Here is an 18,291-nt window from a genome sequence, read left to right on the forward strand (position 1 = left end):
TCGTTCTCCTTCACGAATTTGATGAGTCGCTGATCTGCGGCCCCGGTGATGAGCCGCCGCCATCACCACCGCGTAGCGTGTGCGCGACTGTGGTTGCCGCGTGGGTGAGTTGTTGTTTGCGCTGAAGGCGTTTGGCCCACTGGGGTTGTTGGGCTGCGGATGCAGTTGTGCTGGCAGCAGTGGCCTGGGCGCCAGCCGAAGCCCCATCTGCTGGCGCTATGCCGGCGGCCAAAGGCTTGGCCCCACCCAGTGCTAAACGTGCCGCTCCAGGCGCCATCCGCGCGCCGGCCAACACCGCTCCGCCGACGCCTGTGGCCACGGCTGCTGCACCTGCAGCCATACCTGCGGCGCCCAGTGCGGTACCGGCTGCTGCGCCGGAACCCAGTTGCGGTGCACCTGATACAAGGCCGGTGGCAATCCCCGGTCCGAAGATGCCCAGGCCAAGCAAGGCCAATGAAGCGAGCATCACTACCAGGGCGTGATCGATAGAAGGCTCATCCGGCACAGCCCGGAACTCGGCGAACAGACCTGTGCCGATACCAACGATCACTGCCAGTACAAGTACTTTTATCCCGGAGGCCACCACGTTACCCAGCACCTTCTCGGCGAGAAAGGCTGTTTTGTTCCACAAGGCGAAGGGCACCAGAACAAAGCCGGCGAGGGTGGTCAGCTTGAATTCGATCAGCGTGACGAACAGCTGAATCGACAGGAAAAAGAAGCTGATGATTACCACCAGCCAGGCTAGGAACAGCACCAGAATGCTGTCGAGATTACTAAACACCTCGGGAAAGCCGCCGAGGCTGCTTATCTGATCAAGCAAGGGACGGCTGGCCTCGATGCCGAGCGATGCCAGGCGTCCTGGCTGTAAAAACTCGGTATGGCTCAGTGCGGAGCCCGAGGCCAAAAGACCCAACCCGGCGAAGGAATCAAAGACAATCTTGGCCAGGCTGTTGAAGTTGCCGATGATGAACGCGAAGGCGCCGATATAGAGAACCTTACGGATCAGCTTTGAGCTGACGTCTTCGCCACCCATTGCCCAGAACAGCCCAGCCAGGGTCATGTCGATGGCCACTAGTGTCAGTGTGAGAAAGGCTACCTCGCCGCCCAACAGACCAAACCCTGAGTCGATATATAGACCGAACACCTCGAGGAATCGGTCAATCACGCTGACGTCATTCATTGCACGTCCTCGTCGAAACTTGCTGGTATGGCTGGCAGACCATCGAGCTTCAGGAATTCACCAGGCTGTGCGCATCCGGAGTAAAAGCGTCTGCTGAGAGGCTCAGGGTGATCGACGTCCGCGGTATCAGCTTTGTGTTCACAGGCAGCCAGCATGAGCAGGAGGGGCAGAACGGAGAGGGTTTTCATAACGCGACCTCACTGCCGATAAAACTGCACGGAGTGGGCGCTGTAAGGTGTTCCGCTGCCCATAAAGCGTCTGCGCAATTCACGGGCTTTCTCGGACGCAGCGGCCTGGCGGGCAAGTTCTAGAGAGACGGCACGGTTCTGGGTAATCTGAAGTTGCTGTGCCTGGATCGACTGCTTGGCCTGCAGTGCTAGCAGTTGGTTGGTGGCCTGGGCCGCCTGAAGTGCGCCGCCGGCAGACTGACTTTGTTGCACCAAGTCAGCCAGCGCGCTCTCGTCCTGGGCCAGGTTCTGCGTCACTTGTGCTTGCACGCGCATCGCCGTATGCAGACCGTCGAGACCCTGTTTCCAGCGCTCTCGCGTTTCCTGCGCAATACGCTGGGTGCTGACACTGCTTGAGTACTGAGCTGGATAGAGACGAGCGAATTCCTGATCAAGACGTTGCACTTCAAATGCCAGTCCCTGGGCTTGGGCCAGAAGCCGCTCGGTGGTGGCCAAGTTCACGCGCAGTCGATTGATCACGTTGTAGTCCAACGTCGCCAAATGCCGGGACTGGTTCATCAGCATCTGAGTTTCGTTCTGCAACTGGCTTGCTTGGTTGCTGACCATCTCCATGGTGCGCAGAGCGGTCAGGGTGTTTTGCAGCAGGTTTGTCGGGTCAATGACGGTGAAGGCACCTGCTGGCTGGGCCAAAAGCTGGCCAAGAGTTAGCAGCGTGGTGAACGCAGATCTGCGGATGAGGGAATTCATGGCTGGCACTCCTTGCGTGCTGGGGAATAGGACGTGATCAGATCGGCAGCCCAGTCCAGGCCGCAATGGCGCAGCCAGGCGGGTGCGAAGTCCGCAGATCGATGTGCTTGCTGGACCTGGCCGATGGCTAGTTGCTGAACAGGGCTAGCTGACGCCGTGAATGCCAACGCCACTGGCCCCAAGTCGAGGTCGAATAGGCGATTCCCCAAGCGAGACTGGTAGTAGTAATCACGCTTAGGCGTGGCCTGGGCGATGATCTCGATCTGCCGATCGTTGAGGCCGAAGTCCTGATAGATCCCACGGACCTGCGGCTCACAAGCCTGTGGATTGGGCAGGAAAATGCGGCTGGCGCAGCTCTCGATGATTGCTGCGGCAATGCTCGAGCCTTTGATATCTGCCAGTGACTGAGTGGCAAAGATCACCGACACGTTCTTCTTGCGCAGTGTCTTGAGCCATTGGCGAATACGAGCAGCAAACAGCGGGTCGTCGAGAAACAACCAAGCCTCATCGAGGATCAGTAGGGTAGGCGCACCATCGAAACGTTCCTCGAAACGGGCAAACAGGTAGCTCAGTACAGCGGCCACTGCTGTTTTGCTATGCATCAGCTCTTCCATCTCGAAGCACTGCACATCAGCTGTGCCGAGGCGATCTTGGTCGGCATCCAGCAACTGCCCGTGGGCACCACCCAACACATAGGGCTGCAGCGCCTGACGCAAAGTGTTGTCCTGCAGTAGCACGGACAAACCGGTCAGCGTGCGCTGCGTCTCTGGTGCACCGGCCAGGCTTTCAAGCGCTGTCCACAGTGCGGCTTTTTGTTCAGGGCCAACTTCTACACCTTCCTGCAGCAGGCGGGCTGCTAGCCATTCAGCCGCCCAGGAGCGATAACTCGCCTGGTCGATTCGCGCCAGGGGCTGGAAGGCAAGGTCTCCATCTCCGCCTAAGTCGTAGTGTTCACCGCCCATACCCAACACAGTGGCGCGTAATGAACGACCCATATCAAATAGAAACAGGCGTGAGCCAGGGTAGCGCCGGAACTGCAGGGCAAGGGTCGCCAGCAGCACCGACTTACCCATCCCGGTAGGGCCGGCTACCAAGGTGTGTCCAACGTCGCCGACGTGGGTAACCAAGCGAAATGGCGTCGCACCCTCCGTGCGGGTGATCACCAGGGGTGGACCACCCAAGTGATCATTGCGTACCGGCCCCGCCCAGACTGCTGAGACCGGCATCATGTGAGCCAGGTTGAGTGTGGATATCAGCGGTTGCCGAACATTGGCGTAGGCATTTCCAGGTATGGATGAGAGCCAGGCTTCAACTGCGTTGAGGGTTTCGGCAATGGTGATAAACCCTCGCCCCTGGATAACCCGCTCCACTAAACGCAGTTTTTCGTCGACAGCCTGGGAATCGCAGTCAAATACTGTAACGGTGGCTGTCACGTAACCGAAGGCAACCTGATCGTTGCCCAGTTCTTGGAGTGCAGCATCGGCGTCGCTGGCCTTGTTCGCCGCATCGCTGTCGATCAACGGACTTTCCTGCTGGAAGATCGCTTCACGCAGCAGTGCCAGAACCCCCTTACGTTTGGAGAACCACTGCCGGCGTAGACGCACTAACTCCTTTTCAGCCTCGTCCTTTTCCAGGCAGATAAAGCGCGTCGACCAGCGATATGCAAAGCCCAGGTGGTTCAGATCGTCCAGCACGCCTGGCCAGGTCGACGTCGGAAAGCCGCGTATTGAGAGTACACGTAGGTGTTGTTCACCAAGCCGCGGTGCTAACCCCGTGGTCAGTGGGCTGTCAGCCAACAGCGCATCGAGATGAAACGGCACTTCGGGTAAAGCAATTTGCTGACGGTGAGTTGAGACCGTAGCGTGCAAGTAGGTCAGCGTCTGTCGGTCATCCAGCCAACCGAGTTCCGGCATTACACCGTCCAACAGGTCGAGGATGCGATCGCTCTCAGCTATGAATGCGGTCAGTTGCTCGCGCCAGTCGACACTCTGCTGCGCCCTGTGCTCATAGAGCAGGCCGGCAGCGCGTGAACGTACTTCCTCCGGCGGCAGGAAGAGAAGCGTCAGGTGGTAGCTGCTTTCGAAGTGACTGCCATGCGCCTCGAAGGCACCGCGTCTCTCTTCATCTACCAGCCAGGACAGCGCATCAGGGAACTCACTGTCGGGGTAATCTGCGGCCGGAGTTCGCTCTGCCTCAATGAACAAAGCCCAGCCTGAACCTAGGCGGCGCAGGGCGTTGTTAAGGCGCGCCGAAGCGGACACAAGTTCGCTTTGCGTTGCGCTGTCCAGATCTGGCCCACGAAAGAACAGCGTGCGCTGGAAAGAGCCGTCTTTGTTCAGTACCACGCCTGGAGCGACTAACCCTGCCCATGGCAGCCAGTCGGCGAGTTGGGTCGGTCGACGTTGATATTCGATAAGGTTCAGCATGTTGGCCTCCTCACACGTCTAGCAGCGAGCGCTGCTTGATATGTCGGGCGAACACCTGGAGGAACTGTGGGTCTAGACGTGCACCCCAGACGGCCAATGAATGGCCGACCAGCCAGAGCACCAGACCAGGAATCCAGAGCTGTAAACCCAGGCCAACGACTGCGGCCAGGGTGCCGTTGAGGATCGCCACATTGCGTGGAGCACCGCCGAGCAAGATCGGTTCGGTGAGCGACCGATGCAGTGGTACTTCAAAGCCTGCAATGAATCCGCGCTCGCCGTTCATGCGACCACCGCCCCGCCAGCAAAGCTGAAGAAACTCAGGAAAAACGAGGAGGCCGCGAAGGCAATAGAAAGGCCGAAGACGATTTGGATGAGCTTGCGGAAACCGCCACTGGTGTCGCCGAAAGCCAGCGTCAGGCCAGTGGTAATGATGATGATCACCGCGATAATGCGGGCCACAGGGCCTTGGACAGATTCGAGAATTAATTGCAATGGCCCCTCCCAAGGCATCCCGGAACCTGCTGCCAGAGCAGGTAAAGACAAGCCCAAGCAGAGGGCGCCAAGGACAAATACTTCGGCAATACGCCGACGATTAATCACGGAAGCGGGGAGGAGGTTCATGGCTTATTTCCTAAGGCTGAAGTCAGGGAGTTGAGAGCATCGACGGCGCTGAGGTGATAACCACGCTCGTCGCGGCCGATGACTCGAGCGATCTGCTGCACATGCCGGGCACGGCCGCGACCTGAGATAAACACCACTAGGTTGACCGCTTCTGCGATCAGCGCCCTAGGTGCTGCAAGGGCAACTTCGAGAATCAGTTGCTCTAGGAGCCTGTCGGACTTTCTGACTCTTCCTTGCGCTGAAAGTATTCGCGACAATCAAGGCCCTGCAATCGAGAGCCCCGCTGATGAGCCGTTTTGTCCTTGCTGACCGAGACACTGCGTATTTACTACCGCCTTCGGTGAACGAGTGGTTGCCGGCGGATCACTTGGCGCGGTTCGTGGTCGAGGTCATCGAGCAACTCGATTTGAGCGAGCTGACTGGGCAGTATGCGGGGCGGGGTTCAGCTGCCCACCATCCGGCCGTACTCCTGGGGCTGCTGATATACGGCTACGCCAATGGCGTGCACTCCAGCCGCAAGATCGAACGCGCGACCTATGACTCGGTAGCGTTCCGTTATCTGGCGGCCAACACCCACCCCGATCACGACACCTTGGCCACGTTCCGTCGACGTTTCCGGCAGCAGGTTGAATCGCTGTTCGTCCAGGTGCTGATGCTGGCGCGCGAGATGAAGCTGCTCAAGCTCGGTCATATCGCCCTCGACGGCACCAAGATCGAGGCCAACGCCAGTAAGCACAAGGCCTTGTCCTGGGCGCACGCCAACAAGATCGAGGCGCAGTTACGCCAGGAGGTCCAGCAGTTGCTGGCGCTGGCCGAGAACAGCGACTGCGCCGCCGTACCCGATGGCATGGATGTGCCGGCGGAGATTGCCCGGCGCGAAGATCGGCTCAGCGCGATAGCCCAGGCCAAAGCGAAGATCGAGCAACGTGCAGCTGAGCGACACGCCATTGAGCAACAGCAATTCGAGACCAAGACGGCCAAGCGTGAGGCCCAGCGCAAGGCTGGAAAGAAACCACGCGGCAAGGATCCAGAACCGCCCGCAGCGGGCCCCAAAGACAGCGATCAAGTCAATCTGACCGATGAAGAGTCACGCATCATGCCCGTCTCCGGTGGCGGCTTCGAGCAGAGCTATAACGCTCAAGCCGGGGTCGACACCGAGACGATGCTGGTGGTCACACAGCATGTAACCCAGGCCTGCAACGACAAGCGCGAAGTGGTTCCCACGCTACAGCGCATAGCCACCTTGCCCGCCGAATTAGGCGAGGTGAAAAGCCTGATTGCGGACAGCGGCTTCTTCAGCCAGGCCAACGTGAGCGCCTGCCACGAAGCCAAGGTCGAACCGCTTCTGGCGCTCAAACGCGAGTCGCACCACACCCCGGTACTGGAGCGCTTTGCCACCGACTCGCCGCTACCACAGACGAGTAACCCAGTCGAACAGATGGCTCACCGACTGAGCACGCAAGAAGGTCGAGCGCTGTACAGGCTACGCAAACAGACGGTCGAACCGGTGTTTGGCATCATCAAGCGAGTGATGGGCTGGCGGCAGATGAGCATGCGCGGCCTGGCCAACGCCCAGGGCGAATGGAGCCTGGTGACCATGGCCTGGAACATCAAGCGTTTGCATGTGCTACGCGCGATGTAACGCGGCCGAAAAGTACGCCCACCCGCGTCCAGGCAGCTGCTCAGGTGCACGAACGGACCGCCTGGGTTCGCGATAGTCAACTCGGATGCTTAGAAAGAACGACCCCGAGCAATCAAAGACCTAAACCCGCGCTGTCATTCCTTTTCGGGTTAAGTCCGACAGGCTCCTAGGCGCAGCAGTGCCCCTTGCGCGGAACCAGCGTGGATCGTGGCAATACCACCTGGATGGCCTGTTCCCCATGCCTTGACCAGATCCAACGCTTCACCACCGCGAACTTCGCCGACCACTACACGATCAGGGCGAAGGCGAAGTGTGCTGCGCACTAGGTCGGCCATGGACACCACGCCGGGCTTTGTACGCAGTGCGACGTGATCTGGGGCGGGGCACTGCAACTCGATGGTGTCCTCAAGCAGCAGCACGCGGTCGCCGGTGCTAGCTACCTCGGCCAGCAACGCATTGGCCAGTGTGGTCTTGCCGCTGCTGGTACCGCCGGCAACGAGAATGTTCTGCCGTTTGTGCACTGCGCTGCGTAAGTAATCGGCCTGCGGAGCAGTAAGGATTCCGTCCGTTACATAGCGCTGAAGCGGGATGACTCCGGCTGAGCGTTTGCGCAGCGCAAATGTTGGCTTGGCAGCTACGGGTGGAAGGACGCCTTCGAAGCGCTCGCCAGACTCGGGTAGTTCCGCGCTGAGTAAGGGGTTGCCTCGATGCACTTCTGCGCCGACATGCGCGGCGACTAGACGGATAATCCGCTCCCCGTCAGCCGCTGATAGTGTGCCCAGGCGTGACCGTCCGCCGGTAAGGCGATCGATCCAGAGTGCCCCGTCAGGATTGAGCATGATCTCCACGACGTCTGAATCATCTAGGGCTTCAGCAATCAGAGACCCCATTGCCGTACGCAGCATGCGTGTTCGGCGGTCCAAGGAGGTTGCCGCAGCACTAGCAACGGAGGAGGCAGCGCTCATGGAAGTTCTCCCGTATCTGGGAGTTCGGGCTGCACATACTCGGCCGCTTCTCTGACCAGGCTGCGACCGCGCTGCAGGTGACGGCCTAGCTGTTCAACGAACTGGGTGAAGCGCAGCTTGCCCTGGGCGCGGGCTGCGTCTTGATGAGCCTCGGGCACCGGCGTGCTGACCGTGAGGTAGTAGCGGATATAGAGCGCCACAGTCTCAATCAGGATGTTCTGGTCGCGCTCTAGGCGCTCGAACTGGCGTGACAATCGATCGAGGCGCTTGGCAGTCGCGATTTCGCGCTGGTCGCCGGATTCAGGCGACAGCCAGGAAGCAAGCGCCGCCGCAATAATCGAAGACTTGGATACGCCTTTCTTGATTGCCAGTTCGTTTAGGCGTTTGGCGTGTTCAGGTTGGATGAACAGGTTTAGACGTGCTCGGCTCATAAGGCTATTCCGTCATCAGGGTCGAGGGCAGCAAGCCGCGCCACGCGGTTTAAGCGTGGATCGGGTTGGGTTGGAAATAGGGCAGGGATGTCGTCCTCGTCGAAGAGCAATAGGTCGCTGGTAGGGGCGTCGTAATCAGGTCCATGGACGACCTCAGCCAACTCGGGCTGAAGACGAGGGCCGCCGTCTTCGATGCTTTCGTCGTTGGCTAAGTCGGTCGGAGACGCATCAATCGCTGAGTTCACAAACATGCCGCTCCAGTCATCCATCCTTGCTGCTGGTGAGTCGGCATACCGGCCAGGCTTAAGCTCAGGCGCAGGCAATACACGGGGTTTGAAGTTGGCATCGGCGAAATAGCGGATCTTCTTCGCGCGTATCGGAGCGAGGCCGGAGACCATCACGACGGCCTCGTCGCTGGGCAGTTGCATGACTTCGCCGGGCGTCAGCAAGGGGCGTGCAGTTTCCTGGCGCGACACCATCAAGTGTCCGAGCCAGGGCGCTAGACGATGGCCTGCGTAGTTGCGCTGTGCGCGCAGTTCTGTAGCGGTACCGAGAGTTTCGGAAATGCGCTTAGCCGTTCGCTCATCGTTGGTGGCGAAGGTCACCCGCACATGGCAGTTGTCGAGGATCGAGTGGTTCTGGCCATAGGCCTTGTCAATTTGATTGAGCGACTGAGCGATCAGGAATGCTCGCAGCCCATAGCCGGCCATGAACGCGAGGGCGGTTTCGAAGAAATCCAGTCGTCCTAGCGCCGGAAACTCGTCGAGCATGAGCAAGAGTTGGTGCTTGCGCTCGATACCATCGGAACCATCAAGCGACTCGGTAAGGCGCCTGCCGATCTGATTAAGAAGCAAGCGGATCAGCGGCTTGGTGCGGCTTATATCGGAGGGCGGCACTACCAGGTACAACGACACGGGATGCTTGGCAGATATGAGGTCTGCGATGCGCCAGTCGCAACGCGAGGTGACCGCAGCTACCGTCGGATCTCGGTACAAACCGAGGAACGACATCGCCGTGGACAACACCCCCGAGCGCTCGTTATCGCTCTTGTTCATCACCTCTCTGGCGGCCGAAGCGACAACTGGATGGGGTACATCGCCCAGGTGGGGAGTGCTCATCATTCGCTGAAGGGTAAACTCGAAGGTGCAGGCCGGATCAGAGAGGAAATTGGCCACGCCGCACAGAGTTTTGTCCTGCCCCGCATACAGCACATGCAGAATGGCGCCGACCAGCAACGCATGACTGGTTTTCTCCCAGTGATTGCGCCGTTCAAGGGCGCCTTCCGGATCGACCAGGATGTCGGCAATGTTCTGTACGTCACGCACTTCATGGGTGCCACGCCGTACTTCAAGCAATGGGTTGTAGGCTGCTGATGCCGGGTCTACCGGATTGAAGAGTAGGCAGTGGGAAAACCGTGAGCGCCATCCAGCAGTCAGGCTCCAGTTCTCACCCTTGATATCGTGGATGACGGCCGAGGCCGGCCAGGAGAGTAGGGTGGGCACCACTAGGCCGACGCCTTTACCTGATCGTGTTGGGGCGAAGGTCAGTACGTGTTCGGGGCCCTCGTGGCGCAGGTAGTGCTCTTCGAGCAATCCGAGAAATACCCCTGCGGATTGAGTCATCCCTGCTTTGCGTACTTCTTCTACACCCGCCCAGCGTGCTGAACCGTAGGTGGTGACTTGCCGAGCCTGGCGAGCGCGCCAGATTGCCATGCCAATAGCCACAGCCAGCGCAAGCAAACTACTGCAGGCCGCGATGCTACCGCCAGTGTTGAAAATTTCAGGCGCGTAGGCATCAAAGACGAACCACCACTCAAACAGGCGCCATGGGTGATAGATCGGTGTGCCCAACAACTCGAACCAAGGCATTCCTAGGCGCGCCTGATAGCCGAGCGCGGAAGCTGTCCATTGGGTCCCACTCCATATCCCGGAAAGGGTAATGGTCAAAACTACCAGCACCTGGCCGTAAAGCACCGTTGTCGCTTGCATCCCTGAGCCCAGCCTCCATGACGAAGCACTCGGCACGAAGATGTGCCGCGGACGAGAGATTCGGTACTGGCAGGGCGGGGGTCAAAGACCGTATCGAAAGCAATTCAGAGCGAGCAGGTATTAATACTTACTCAGTAGATGAGTGGGGGGGCAGCGTTATGGGGCGCAGCGTCCGTATTTGATTATTCAGCGTCGTTTGCCAAATATCGATTTGGGCGTCTTGCCAAAAAATCGGGTGAAGGCCGCACTGAAATTATTGGGAAACTTGTAGCCCACGCTGTAGGCCGCCTGTGCCACCTGACAGCCGCTTTCGAGCAACGTATAGGCCTTGCGCATACGAATCTCGTGGAGCATGCGGTGTGGGGTGGAGTTGAAGCGGTAATGCAGGCCTTCCTTGAGTTTGAATTCATTGAGCCCAACCGCTGCGCACAGGTAGGGAATGGTCAGAGGCTGGTCCATCTGCTCGATCATGATGTCGCGGGCGCGGTCGAGTTTTTCGATGTCTGTCGCGCTGAATTGCAGATTATCGGCATTGTCTGCGGGTGCCAGCAGTTTGAGCTGTTCCGAGAGCAGGCTCAGGGTATGGATGTGCATGTCCAGGGTGCTGGTTACACCTTGGTTGAGGTAGTGGATTAGGGCGTTGGCATGGCTGTTGGACGCTGCCGAGGTTTTCTGGAATGCCAACTGGCGGACGTTGCCATTGCCCAGTAATTGGCGTGTGCGCTGTTCGCCAATATATTTTTTAAGCATGCTCTCACCGATAAGCAAGCGTAGTTGCGACACCGTCGCCCCAGCTTCGTAGCATCGCTCTCCGAGGCTCATCTGAAAAGACGTAATAGTGGTGTAGCCCGCGCGAAATGGGACAGCCGATCCATTTGCATCTTTATAACCGGAGTCGCCTTGCATTCCGTAGGTAATCACCAGCATATGCCGGTTATGCGGGTTGGCGGTCTCTTCGATCAGGTTGTGCGTGGGGCGGTAACGCAAGCGCACCACGGCTAAATCATCTTCCAGAGACATACGCTCCGAATAGCATTCGCCTAGATCTTGCGGCAACTGCTGGCGTATCCAGTCCCCTTCATTATTACTGACCAGTCGCGAGTGCGTTGACGCGACTCGATAGGCCTGGGAAATCCTTTGCAGTGCCGCCACGTTGGCTGTCCTCCCTTGATTTAGCTCCGATTCGCATATGGATTGATACAGAATCCATATGAATATAGATGATAAGCATTCGCATTTATGAATAGCATGTTTCCAATGCAGCTGCCACAGCAAAACGAGGCAGTGCGCCTATTCATTGATGAGGAAAGCAATGATCAAGCATGTGTTGGACATAAGGGGCTCTGTGCTCTTGATTGGCTGCTGGTTGGGCGGAGCATCGACGCTATGCGCGCAGACAGAGCTGCCGCCCGTGGTGGTCACAGCGAACAAGATCGAACAGGTGCAGGAGGCGGTGCCGGCCAGTCTATCGGTGCTCAGTGCTGAAGACCTGCAAAAAGGAGCCATCGATGACCTGCAACAACTAGCTCGCCTGACCCCTGGCTTAACCTTCCAGCCTTTTGGGCAGTCCGGCACCAACGTACCGGTGGTTCGCGGGCTCACTTCCAGCCCTACGGCGTTCTCATCCTCGATGCTGATGCTGGTAGACGGCGTGCCTACCCTGATGGGGCAGGGCTTTGACCATAACCTGCTGGGTGTTGAGCGCGTTGAGATCTTGCGTGGTCCGCAGTCGACCCTCTATGGGCGCAACGCCGAAGCCGGGGTGTTGAGCATCCATACCCGCCAGCCTGGCAGCGCAGCTTATGCCCGTATCGAAGCCGGCGCTGGCAGCCGTGATCAACGCACCCTGGGCGTCGACGCCAGTACCGCCTTGATAGCCGATACCCTGTATGCCGGGGTGTCCGGACAATGGCGGGAACAGGACGGCTATATCGACAATGCCTACCGAGGCGGCCAGGCCGATGACCGTGAGCGGCAGAGTGCGCGGATGGTGCTGCGCTGGACCCCTGGCCTGGCCACTGAGGTCAACCTGCGTTACGGCCGTCAGGATTATCGCGATGGCGGATCGCTGTGGGGAGCAGCAAATGCCAAGCGGCGGGAGGTGCGTTCCGGGACGTCGAGTTGGAACCATTCCAGCGGTCGCAGCCTGTCCTTGGACGTGCTGCATGAGTTCGACTCGGGTCTGAGACTGCGCTCGATCACTGCGCGCAATGACTTCTACGACCGGGTACAGCAGGACACGGACTTTATGCCGGCGGGCCTGTTCCACCTGGGCCGCGACTACCACATGAATACCCTGTCCCAGGAGTTCCGTCTGGAAGGACAGTGGCGCGATAACCAGTGGTTGTTGGGTGCCTACGCCGACCGTGATGACCACCACCTGTCGTTCAGGCAGAAACTGCCTGTGCGCCTGGTTCAGACCGACGTCCAGTTGGGCGGTAATACCACGGCCCTGTTCGGTCAGTGGCTGATGCCCTTGGCCGAGCGCTGGACCCTGACCCTCGGTGCCCGTGCCGAGCAGAACCGGGTGCATATCGAACCGGCCATCGGCAGCCGACAGAGTGACACCTGGCAGCGCTTCAGTCCCAAGGCCGCGCTGGAGTATGAGTGGCAGTCCGATGCCTATCTCTACGCCAGCTACGCCGAGGGCTTTCGCGCCGGTGGTTTCAACGCCTTCTCCAGTGCCGCCAATTACCCCGGCTACGAGCCGGAAAGAGTCAAGGCCTACGAGGTCGGGGCCAAGGGCTGGCTCGACGGCAAGCGTCTGCGCTACTCAGCGGCGCTGTACTGGATGGACGTGGGCGACATGCAGGTGCAACAGATTATCCAGCCGGGTGTGGTGTACATCACCAACGCGGCTTCGGCGCGCTCCACCGGCCTCGATCTGGAAGCCGAATACCTGCTCGCCGACAACTGGCGGCTGGTCAGCGCCCTGGGCCTGAATCGCACCCGCTTCGAGCACTTCACTGAAGGCAGTAGCGACTATCAGGGCAATCGCAACCCCTATGCACCGGACCTGACCGGCCACCTCGGCCTGCGCTATGACGCCCCCGCAGGTTGGTACGCCCAGGGCAGCGTCAGTGCCGTCGGCAAGACCTACCTGGATTCGGCCAACCATTACAGCCGTGGCGGCTACGGCCTGATCGATCTGAATGCCGGCTACGACTTCAGCCACTACGGCATTTCCGCCTACGTGAAAAATGCCGCCGACAAACGCTACGACGCGGTCGGCTACCTCAATGGCAGCGCCCGGGTCTACAGCCCGCCGCGGGAAATCGGCCTGCGGATCAGTTACGAACTCTGAACGATGAAAATAATGAGTGGCGCACGATGAACCCGAGCAACCTGGCAACCCCTCACGCCCTGCAACCTTACTGGGACTTGACGCTGGCAGCGGTTCACGCCGATGCCCTGCGTGTCGCCCTGGATTGCAAGCTGTTCAACCTGCTACACGTGCCGACCAGCGCCCTGTCGATTGCCCGCCAGTTGCAACTTGACCCAGTCAACACCGGTCACTGGTTGGAGCTGCTGTGGAGCATGGCGCTGCTGGGCCGTGACGAGCGCCAGCCGCCGCACTACCGCAACTCGGTGGTAGCCGCTGATTATCTGCGCGCCGATGCGCCGGACTACTGCGGTGATGCCTGGAACTTTCGCCTGCGTGGCTTGCGCCAGTTTGGCAGCCAGCTGGGTGAGCAGGTGCGCGCCGGCCGGCCCAGCGTTCAGGCACCGAATGTGGCGACCAGCATCGATAACTGGACCACAGCAGCGCGCTTGCAGATCGCCCAGGAGCAGCGGGCGGTCACCGTTGCTCTGGCGTTGCGCCTGATGAGCCAGGTGCCGGAGTTTCACGCCGCCCGCCGACTGCTCGACCTAGGCGGTGGCCCGGGGTTGGTGGCCATCGCCCTGGCCCGGGACAATCCGCAGCTCACTGGCGAGGTCTTTGACTTCGCGCAGACCGTGAGCGTGGCTGCGGACAACATCCGTCACGCCGGCCTGGAGCAGCGCCTGGCGGTGCGCGGTGGCGATCTGGCCAGCGATCCGATCGGAGAGGGCTATGACCTGATCTGGTGTTCTTCGGTACTGCATTTTGTTCCGGACCTGGCGGCCGCGCTGACCAAGATTCATGCTGCGCTGCGCCCGGGTGGTGTGCTGGTCAGTGCCCATGCCGAAATCCCAGCCGACCCGGTGCAGGCCCGGCGGGTGCTGCCTTACTACCTGTCGATGCAGATGCTCGGGCGCCAGGTGAGCCACGCCGGCGGCTTGCAAGAGGCTCTGGAGCAGGCGGGGTTCGTCGATATCGACAGTTATCCTGAAGTGGCCTTCGCCGTGGCCCCGGTTTCGGTGCTGGTGGCGCGTCGGGGTGAGCTATGACGGCTAAAGACAAAGCCTGGCCTCTGCAGCTGTTGTTTGGCTGGCTGAACTTCGTGCTGGTGGTGCCGAGTATTTACCTGCTGCTCGGCTTGCCCCTGGTGATGCGTGAGCACGGCTGGTCAGGCACTTATATCGGGCTGTTCCAGCTGGCCGGGCTGCCGGCGCTATTCAAGTTCCTGCTGGCCTTGCCGGTACAGCGCTACCGCTCGGCTCATGGCCACTACCGGGTCTGGGTCATGCTGCTGTGCCTGCTACTGGCCCTGCTGCTGGTGCTGGTTGGCCAGCAGTCGATCACCGCCAATCGCGGGTACCTGTTCGGTCTGGCATTCGCCGCCGGGATGCTGGCGACCTGGGCCGACATCCCGCTGAACGCCCTAGCGATCAAGCTGCTGCCGCAGTCCCAGCAGATTCGTGCCGGGAGCATTCGGGCGGCGGCGCTGTTCCTCGGTGCCATTGTCGGTGGCGGGGTGATGCTGCTGGTGCAGAGCCGCTGGGGCTGGCAGCTGCCCTTTCTGTTGATGGCCGCCGGTTTGCTGCTGTCTCTGCTGCCATTGGCTTGCTTGCGCGAAGGCCGCGCCGAGGGCGTCAGCGCCGCACCGGCTGGGCCTGCTCTGGCCGATTGGGCGGGCTACTTCCGCCAGCCCGGTGCGAGGCTGTGGACCTGGGTGTTGTTGAGCAGCTTTCCCTTCGTCGGTGCGGCTTGGCTGTACCTCAAACCCTTGCTGCTCGATCAGGGCATGGCGGCACAGCAGGTGGCGCTGATTGCTGGTGTCGGCGGCGGCGCGGTCGGGGCTCTGGCCAGCCTGCTCGGCGGGCGTGTGGTGCAGCGCCTGGGGCCGGGGCGGGCGATGCCGATGTTTATGTTCTGGGCGTTGTTCGCTTTGTTGGCACTGATGACGGCAGTGGGAATGCAGGCCGCAATGGCGTGGCTGGTGGCCGCAGCCTTGCTGTTGGCTACGGCCATGGGCGCGGTGTCGAGCCTGGTCTTCGCCCTGATGATGTTCTTCTCCCGGGTCCATCGGCAGGCCGCCGACTACGGCCTGCAAGCCAGCCTGTTCGTGCTCACGCGAATGCTGGTGCCGATTGCCGCCGGAGTGCTGCTCGACCATGGCGGCTACCTGGGCATGCTCGTGGGCCTGTCCCTGGCGATGTGCGTGGTCTGTGCCCTGGCCCTGGCGGCCCGGCGTTCGCTCGCGCTGGCCACGGCGGGTCTTTACAGGGTGGGAGGCACGGAGGTGCATCCTGCGCCGACCAGGGGCGCTGAGCCTTGCTCGCGAGCCATTCAATCGTAAATTCGACTTGAGTAGGGATAAGTCCATGAAGGCAACATTAGGCATCTGTCTGATTACCCAGGCTCAGCCTCTGATCGAGGATGTGGGGTTTGTTATCGAGCAGTTACAGGTCGGTTTACAGCCACCTGCCAGTGCCGCTGACTGGCCATTGGTGAGCGGAGGGTGCGAGGAAATGCATCGGGCTCTGGGGCCGCGTCCGCGTAGCGAGGCGGTGTTGGAAACCATGATGGTCCAGGCCCAGCGTTATCTACATGGCGGTGCGGTGAATGTGGCGACACTGCCTGACCTATGGGTAATGATCTTTGATTCGGTCGAGGCGGCACAGGCGCGGTTGCGCCTGCAGGGCCCTCAGTTATCGAGCGAGCTGTTTATTCTCGACCTTGGCGAGCAGCCGCAGGCCGGGAATTGCGATCCGTTCGACGAACTGATTGCAGCGGCACCCAATTCGCGCCTGTCGCCCCATTCGGCGTTGTTGTATTGCAGCCTGCCTGCCTTGCCCGGATGGATGAACACCACGGGCGGCAATCGCCATTTGCGGGTTGTTGGCCAGGACCGCGCGGCGCGGCGCGCAGACTTGCTGCGCATCGTTCTCGATCATCTCGAGCACGCCTATTTCAACCGCCTGCTGGCGCGCTCCATCACGGGGCCGTTGCTGCCTGTAAGTCTGGCCACTGAAGTGACGCGCTTTATGCGCAGTCGCTGGCAGGAGCGCTGGGACTTTCACTCCTACACCGGCTCCATGGTGGCGGGGCTAATCCAGTCGATGCAGCAGAACGTCGCCGGCAGCGGTGTGCGCTGCCTCAGAGGCTGTAACGAACACAGCCTGGCGGTGAGCGCGATGGCCGGCTGGCAACTGTTTGGCCGGGCCTATGTGATTGCCGTGACCTCCGGGATGATCGACGAATTTCGCGGCACCCTGGCCAACCTCAAACGCATCGGTGCGCCAGGGCTGATCATCTGCGCCGACAGTCCGGAGAGTGTCTGGTACGCCTTCCAGGGCACCCATGACGGTGAAAACGACGGACGTCGGGTGATCGAGGCCAAAGGTTTGCGCCAGGTGTTTATCCGCAAGGTCGAGGAGATCGGTAGCTGTCTGCAACATGCCTTTGCCATGCTCGCCGAACGGGCCGAACCGGTGTTTATCTTAGCCACCCAAGGGGTACTGGAATCCCGTCCCCAGGTACCCCTGGATGTTTGTCTGCCGGAGCCGTCGGCGACCCCGGCACGCAACCTCAGCAGCAGCCAGGTCGAGGCCCTGGACCAAGCCCTGGAACTGATCAACCAACAGCCGCTGCACCTGCTCTGGCAGTGCGGCAAGCTCAGCGACGAGCAGCGGCGGCGGGTGCATACCCTGGCCCAGCGTGGGGCCATTGCCCTGGCCGACAGCATCACCCAGCCCGGCAGTGTTGGCCCTTACCACGAGGGGCGGGCGATGCCGAACTATCTGGGGCCCTTGTCGCTGTATGGTTTCAGTCGTCGGGTCTATCAGTTCGTGCACACCGACCATGAGTTGAACGGGCCGCAAAGCCATTGCGTGTTCTTCCTCAAGGGCAAGGTCGACCAGGCCGCCACGCCGTTTTCCGAAGGCAAACTCAAACGTCAGTTGCGGGTGGTGCAGGTCAACCATGAGCCGCGGCACCTTTCGCCCTTTACCGACCTGGCCCTGGATGTGTCGCTGGATGTGTTCCTCGAGCATATCGAGCGCGGCTTGCAGGTCGAGCCGCAGATTCTCGCCTTACGCCGGGCCAAGCTCGAGGCGCTGTCCAGCATCAGCGAGAGCGTGGCAGCAGACCATATCGAGACCCTGCCGATGACCTCCAACTTCTTCTTCCGCCGTCTCGGCAATCTGGTGCGCGATCTGATCGAGCAGCAGGGCTACCGCTACATTGGCGTCTATGACGTGGGCCGTTGCGGCATCTCCGCGCTGCGCAACGTGCCGCGTACCGACCCGGGGTTTTCCGGCTGGTACGGGCGCGCCCTGATGGGGGACGGCCTGATAGCCTTGCCCTATATCGCCATGACCGGCACCGGCAATGTCCTGGCCTTTGTCGGCGACGGGGCCCGGGCCCTGGTGCCGGATATCGAAGCGCGCCTGGCCCAGGGCCTGGCCGATGATCCCGCTGCGGTCCAGCGCAACGTGACCCTGTTCTACCTCACCAACGGTCTGTTATCGATGATTCAGACCTATCTCGACAAACGCTACGCCCACAACGGCGCGCAACAGGTTGCGGTGACCAGTGCCGCACCGCTGGCGGCAACCCAGGAGCGGGTCGGGCCCATCAATCTGCACCGTGAGCGCCTGACAACATTCGATGAAGCGCACCTGCGCAACGCCCTGACCCGCCCCGGACAATTGAATATTTTCGACGTGTTGCTGGCCCACAACTCGGAAGGCGACGGCTTGAGCCTGGTCTCCGAAACCGCCTGGAACCGTCAATGA

Annotated in this window: 14 protein-coding genes and 2 pseudogenes; 5 read left to right on the forward strand and 11 right to left on the reverse strand. The window is 60.6% G+C overall.

Features of this window, described 5'->3' with window-relative positions:
- Positions 1–10: 10 nt before the first annotated feature.
- From trbL to AC0T4W_RS06655, 7 genes and pseudogenes are all read right to left on the reverse strand, one after another.
- Positions 11–1,180, reverse strand: coding sequence for a P-type conjugative transfer protein TrbL (gene trbL / locus AC0T4W_RS06625; RefSeq protein ID WP_476317697.1), 1,170 nt, complete (start codon positions 1,178–1,180; stop codon positions 11–13).
- On the reverse strand, positions 1,177–1,368 hold the full coding sequence (locus AC0T4W_RS06630) for a hypothetical protein (RefSeq protein ID WP_476317700.1): 192 nt from the start codon (positions 1,366–1,368) through the stop codon (positions 1,177–1,179). The genes trbL and AC0T4W_RS06630 overlap by 4 nt, the downstream gene beginning before the upstream one ends.
- Before the next feature lie 9 nt (positions 1,369–1,377).
- Positions 1,378–2,115, reverse strand: a complete 738-nt coding sequence (trbJ, locus tag AC0T4W_RS06635) for a P-type conjugative transfer protein TrbJ (RefSeq protein WP_476317703.1) — start codon at positions 2,113–2,115, stop codon at positions 1,378–1,380.
- Positions 2,112–4,541: a conjugal transfer protein TrbE gene (gene trbE / locus AC0T4W_RS06640; protein WP_476317706.1), complete on the reverse strand. Its 2,430-nt coding sequence runs from the start codon at positions 4,539–4,541 to the stop codon at positions 2,112–2,114. The genes trbJ and trbE overlap by 4 nt, the downstream gene beginning before the upstream one ends.
- Positions 4,542–4,551: 10 nt before the next feature.
- A complete protein-coding gene (locus tag AC0T4W_RS06645) occupies positions 4,552–4,824 on the reverse strand; it encodes a VirB3 family type IV secretion system protein (protein WP_476317709.1) in 273 nt (90 codons plus the stop codon).
- On the reverse strand, positions 4,821–5,162 hold the full coding sequence (locus AC0T4W_RS06650) for a TrbC/VirB2 family type IV secretion system protein (RefSeq protein WP_476317712.1): 342 nt from the start codon (positions 5,160–5,162) through the stop codon (positions 4,821–4,823). The genes AC0T4W_RS06645 and AC0T4W_RS06650 overlap by 4 nt, the downstream gene beginning before the upstream one ends.
- Positions 5,159–5,404, reverse strand: a pseudogene (locus tag AC0T4W_RS06655) (P-type conjugative transfer ATPase TrbB); the annotation flags it as partial. The pseudogene AC0T4W_RS06655 and the gene AC0T4W_RS06650, both read right to left, overlap by 4 nt.
- A 44-nt stretch (positions 5,405–5,448) precedes the next feature.
- Here AC0T4W_RS06655 and AC0T4W_RS06660 point away from each other — a divergent pair.
- A complete protein-coding gene (locus tag AC0T4W_RS06660) occupies positions 5,449–6,804 on the forward strand; it encodes an IS1182 family transposase (protein ID WP_476317714.1) in 1,356 nt (451 codons plus the stop codon).
- A gap of 167 nt (positions 6,805–6,971) precedes the next feature.
- Here AC0T4W_RS06660 and trbB read toward each other — a convergent pair.
- From trbB to AC0T4W_RS06680, 4 genes and pseudogenes are all read right to left on the reverse strand, one after another.
- A pseudogene (gene trbB, locus AC0T4W_RS06665) lies at positions 6,972–7,709 on the reverse strand (P-type conjugative transfer ATPase TrbB); the annotation flags it as partial.
- Positions 7,710–7,765: 56 nt separating this feature from the next.
- Complete coding sequence (locus tag AC0T4W_RS06670; protein WP_476317717.1) at positions 7,766–8,200, reverse strand: ribbon-helix-helix domain-containing protein; 435 nt, start codon at positions 8,198–8,200, stop codon at positions 7,766–7,768.
- Positions 8,197–10,188: a conjugal transfer protein TraG gene (locus AC0T4W_RS06675; RefSeq protein ID WP_476317720.1), complete on the reverse strand. Its 1,992-nt coding sequence runs from the start codon at positions 10,186–10,188 to the stop codon at positions 8,197–8,199. Before AC0T4W_RS06675 ends, AC0T4W_RS06670 begins: the two co-directional genes overlap by 4 nt.
- Before the next feature lie 186 nt (positions 10,189–10,374).
- Complete coding sequence (locus AC0T4W_RS06680) at positions 10,375–11,340, reverse strand: helix-turn-helix domain-containing protein (protein WP_476317723.1); 966 nt, start codon at positions 11,338–11,340, stop codon at positions 10,375–10,377.
- A gap of 160 nt (positions 11,341–11,500) precedes the next feature.
- Here AC0T4W_RS06680 and AC0T4W_RS06685 point away from each other — a divergent pair, with 160 nt between their 5' ends.
- The 4 genes from AC0T4W_RS06685 to AC0T4W_RS06700 are packed head-to-tail and all read left to right on the forward strand — an operon-like array spanning position 11,501 to position 18,291.
- Positions 11,501–13,492: a TonB-dependent receptor gene (locus AC0T4W_RS06685; protein ID WP_476317726.1), complete on the forward strand. Its 1,992-nt coding sequence runs from the start codon at positions 11,501–11,503 to the stop codon at positions 13,490–13,492.
- A 26-nt stretch (positions 13,493–13,518) separates the two neighbouring features.
- Positions 13,519–14,559: a methyltransferase gene (locus AC0T4W_RS06690; RefSeq protein ID WP_476317729.1), complete on the forward strand. Its 1,041-nt coding sequence runs from the start codon at positions 13,519–13,521 to the stop codon at positions 14,557–14,559.
- Complete coding sequence (locus AC0T4W_RS06695) at positions 14,556–15,851, forward strand: MFS transporter (protein ID WP_476317731.1); 1,296 nt, start codon at positions 14,556–14,558, stop codon at positions 15,849–15,851. Before AC0T4W_RS06690 ends, AC0T4W_RS06695 begins: the two co-directional genes overlap by 4 nt.
- 25 nt (positions 15,852–15,876) lie before the next feature.
- Positions 15,877–18,291, forward strand: a complete 2,415-nt coding sequence (locus tag AC0T4W_RS06700; protein ID WP_476317733.1) for a decarboxylase — start codon at positions 15,877–15,879, stop codon at positions 18,289–18,291.

The organism is Pseudomonas sp. C7.1, assembly GCF_056312395.1.

Excerpts from the sequence above, each read along its gene's own strand:
- trbL (WP_476317697.1), bottom strand. The coding sequence starts at position 1,180 with ATGAATGACGTCAGCGTGATTGACCGATTCCTCGAGGTGTTCGGTCTA.
- AC0T4W_RS06630 (WP_476317700.1), bottom strand. The coding sequence starts at position 1,368 with ATGAAAACCCTCTCCGTTCTGCCCCTCCTGCTCATGCTGGCTGCCTGT.
- trbJ (WP_476317703.1), bottom strand. The coding sequence starts at position 2,115 with ATGAATTCCCTCATCCGCAGATCTGCGTTCACCACGCTGCTAACTCTT.
- trbE (WP_476317706.1), bottom strand. The coding sequence starts at position 4,541 with ATGCTGAACCTTATCGAATATCAACGTCGACCGACCCAACTCGCCGAC.
- AC0T4W_RS06645 (WP_476317709.1), bottom strand. The coding sequence starts at position 4,824 with ATGAACGGCGAGCGCGGATTCATTGCAGGCTTTGAAGTACCACTGCAT.
- AC0T4W_RS06650 (WP_476317712.1), bottom strand. The coding sequence starts at position 5,162 with ATGAACCTCCTCCCCGCTTCCGTGATTAATCGTCGGCGTATTGCCGAA.
- AC0T4W_RS06660 (WP_476317714.1), top strand. The coding sequence starts at position 5,449 with ATGAGCCGTTTTGTCCTTGCTGACCGAGACACTGCGTATTTACTACCG.
- AC0T4W_RS06670 (WP_476317717.1), bottom strand. The coding sequence starts at position 8,200 with ATGAGCCGAGCACGTCTAAACCTGTTCATCCAACCTGAACACGCCAAA.
- AC0T4W_RS06675 (WP_476317720.1), bottom strand. The coding sequence starts at position 10,188 with ATGCAAGCGACAACGGTGCTTTACGGCCAGGTGCTGGTAGTTTTGACC.
- AC0T4W_RS06685 (WP_476317726.1), top strand. The coding sequence starts at position 11,501 with ATGATCAAGCATGTGTTGGACATAAGGGGCTCTGTGCTCTTGATTGGC.
- AC0T4W_RS06690 (WP_476317729.1), top strand. The coding sequence starts at position 13,519 with ATGAACCCGAGCAACCTGGCAACCCCTCACGCCCTGCAACCTTACTGG.
- AC0T4W_RS06695 (WP_476317731.1), top strand. The coding sequence starts at position 14,556 with ATGACGGCTAAAGACAAAGCCTGGCCTCTGCAGCTGTTGTTTGGCTGG.
- AC0T4W_RS06700 (WP_476317733.1), top strand. The coding sequence starts at position 15,877 with ATGAAGGCAACATTAGGCATCTGTCTGATTACCCAGGCTCAGCCTCTG.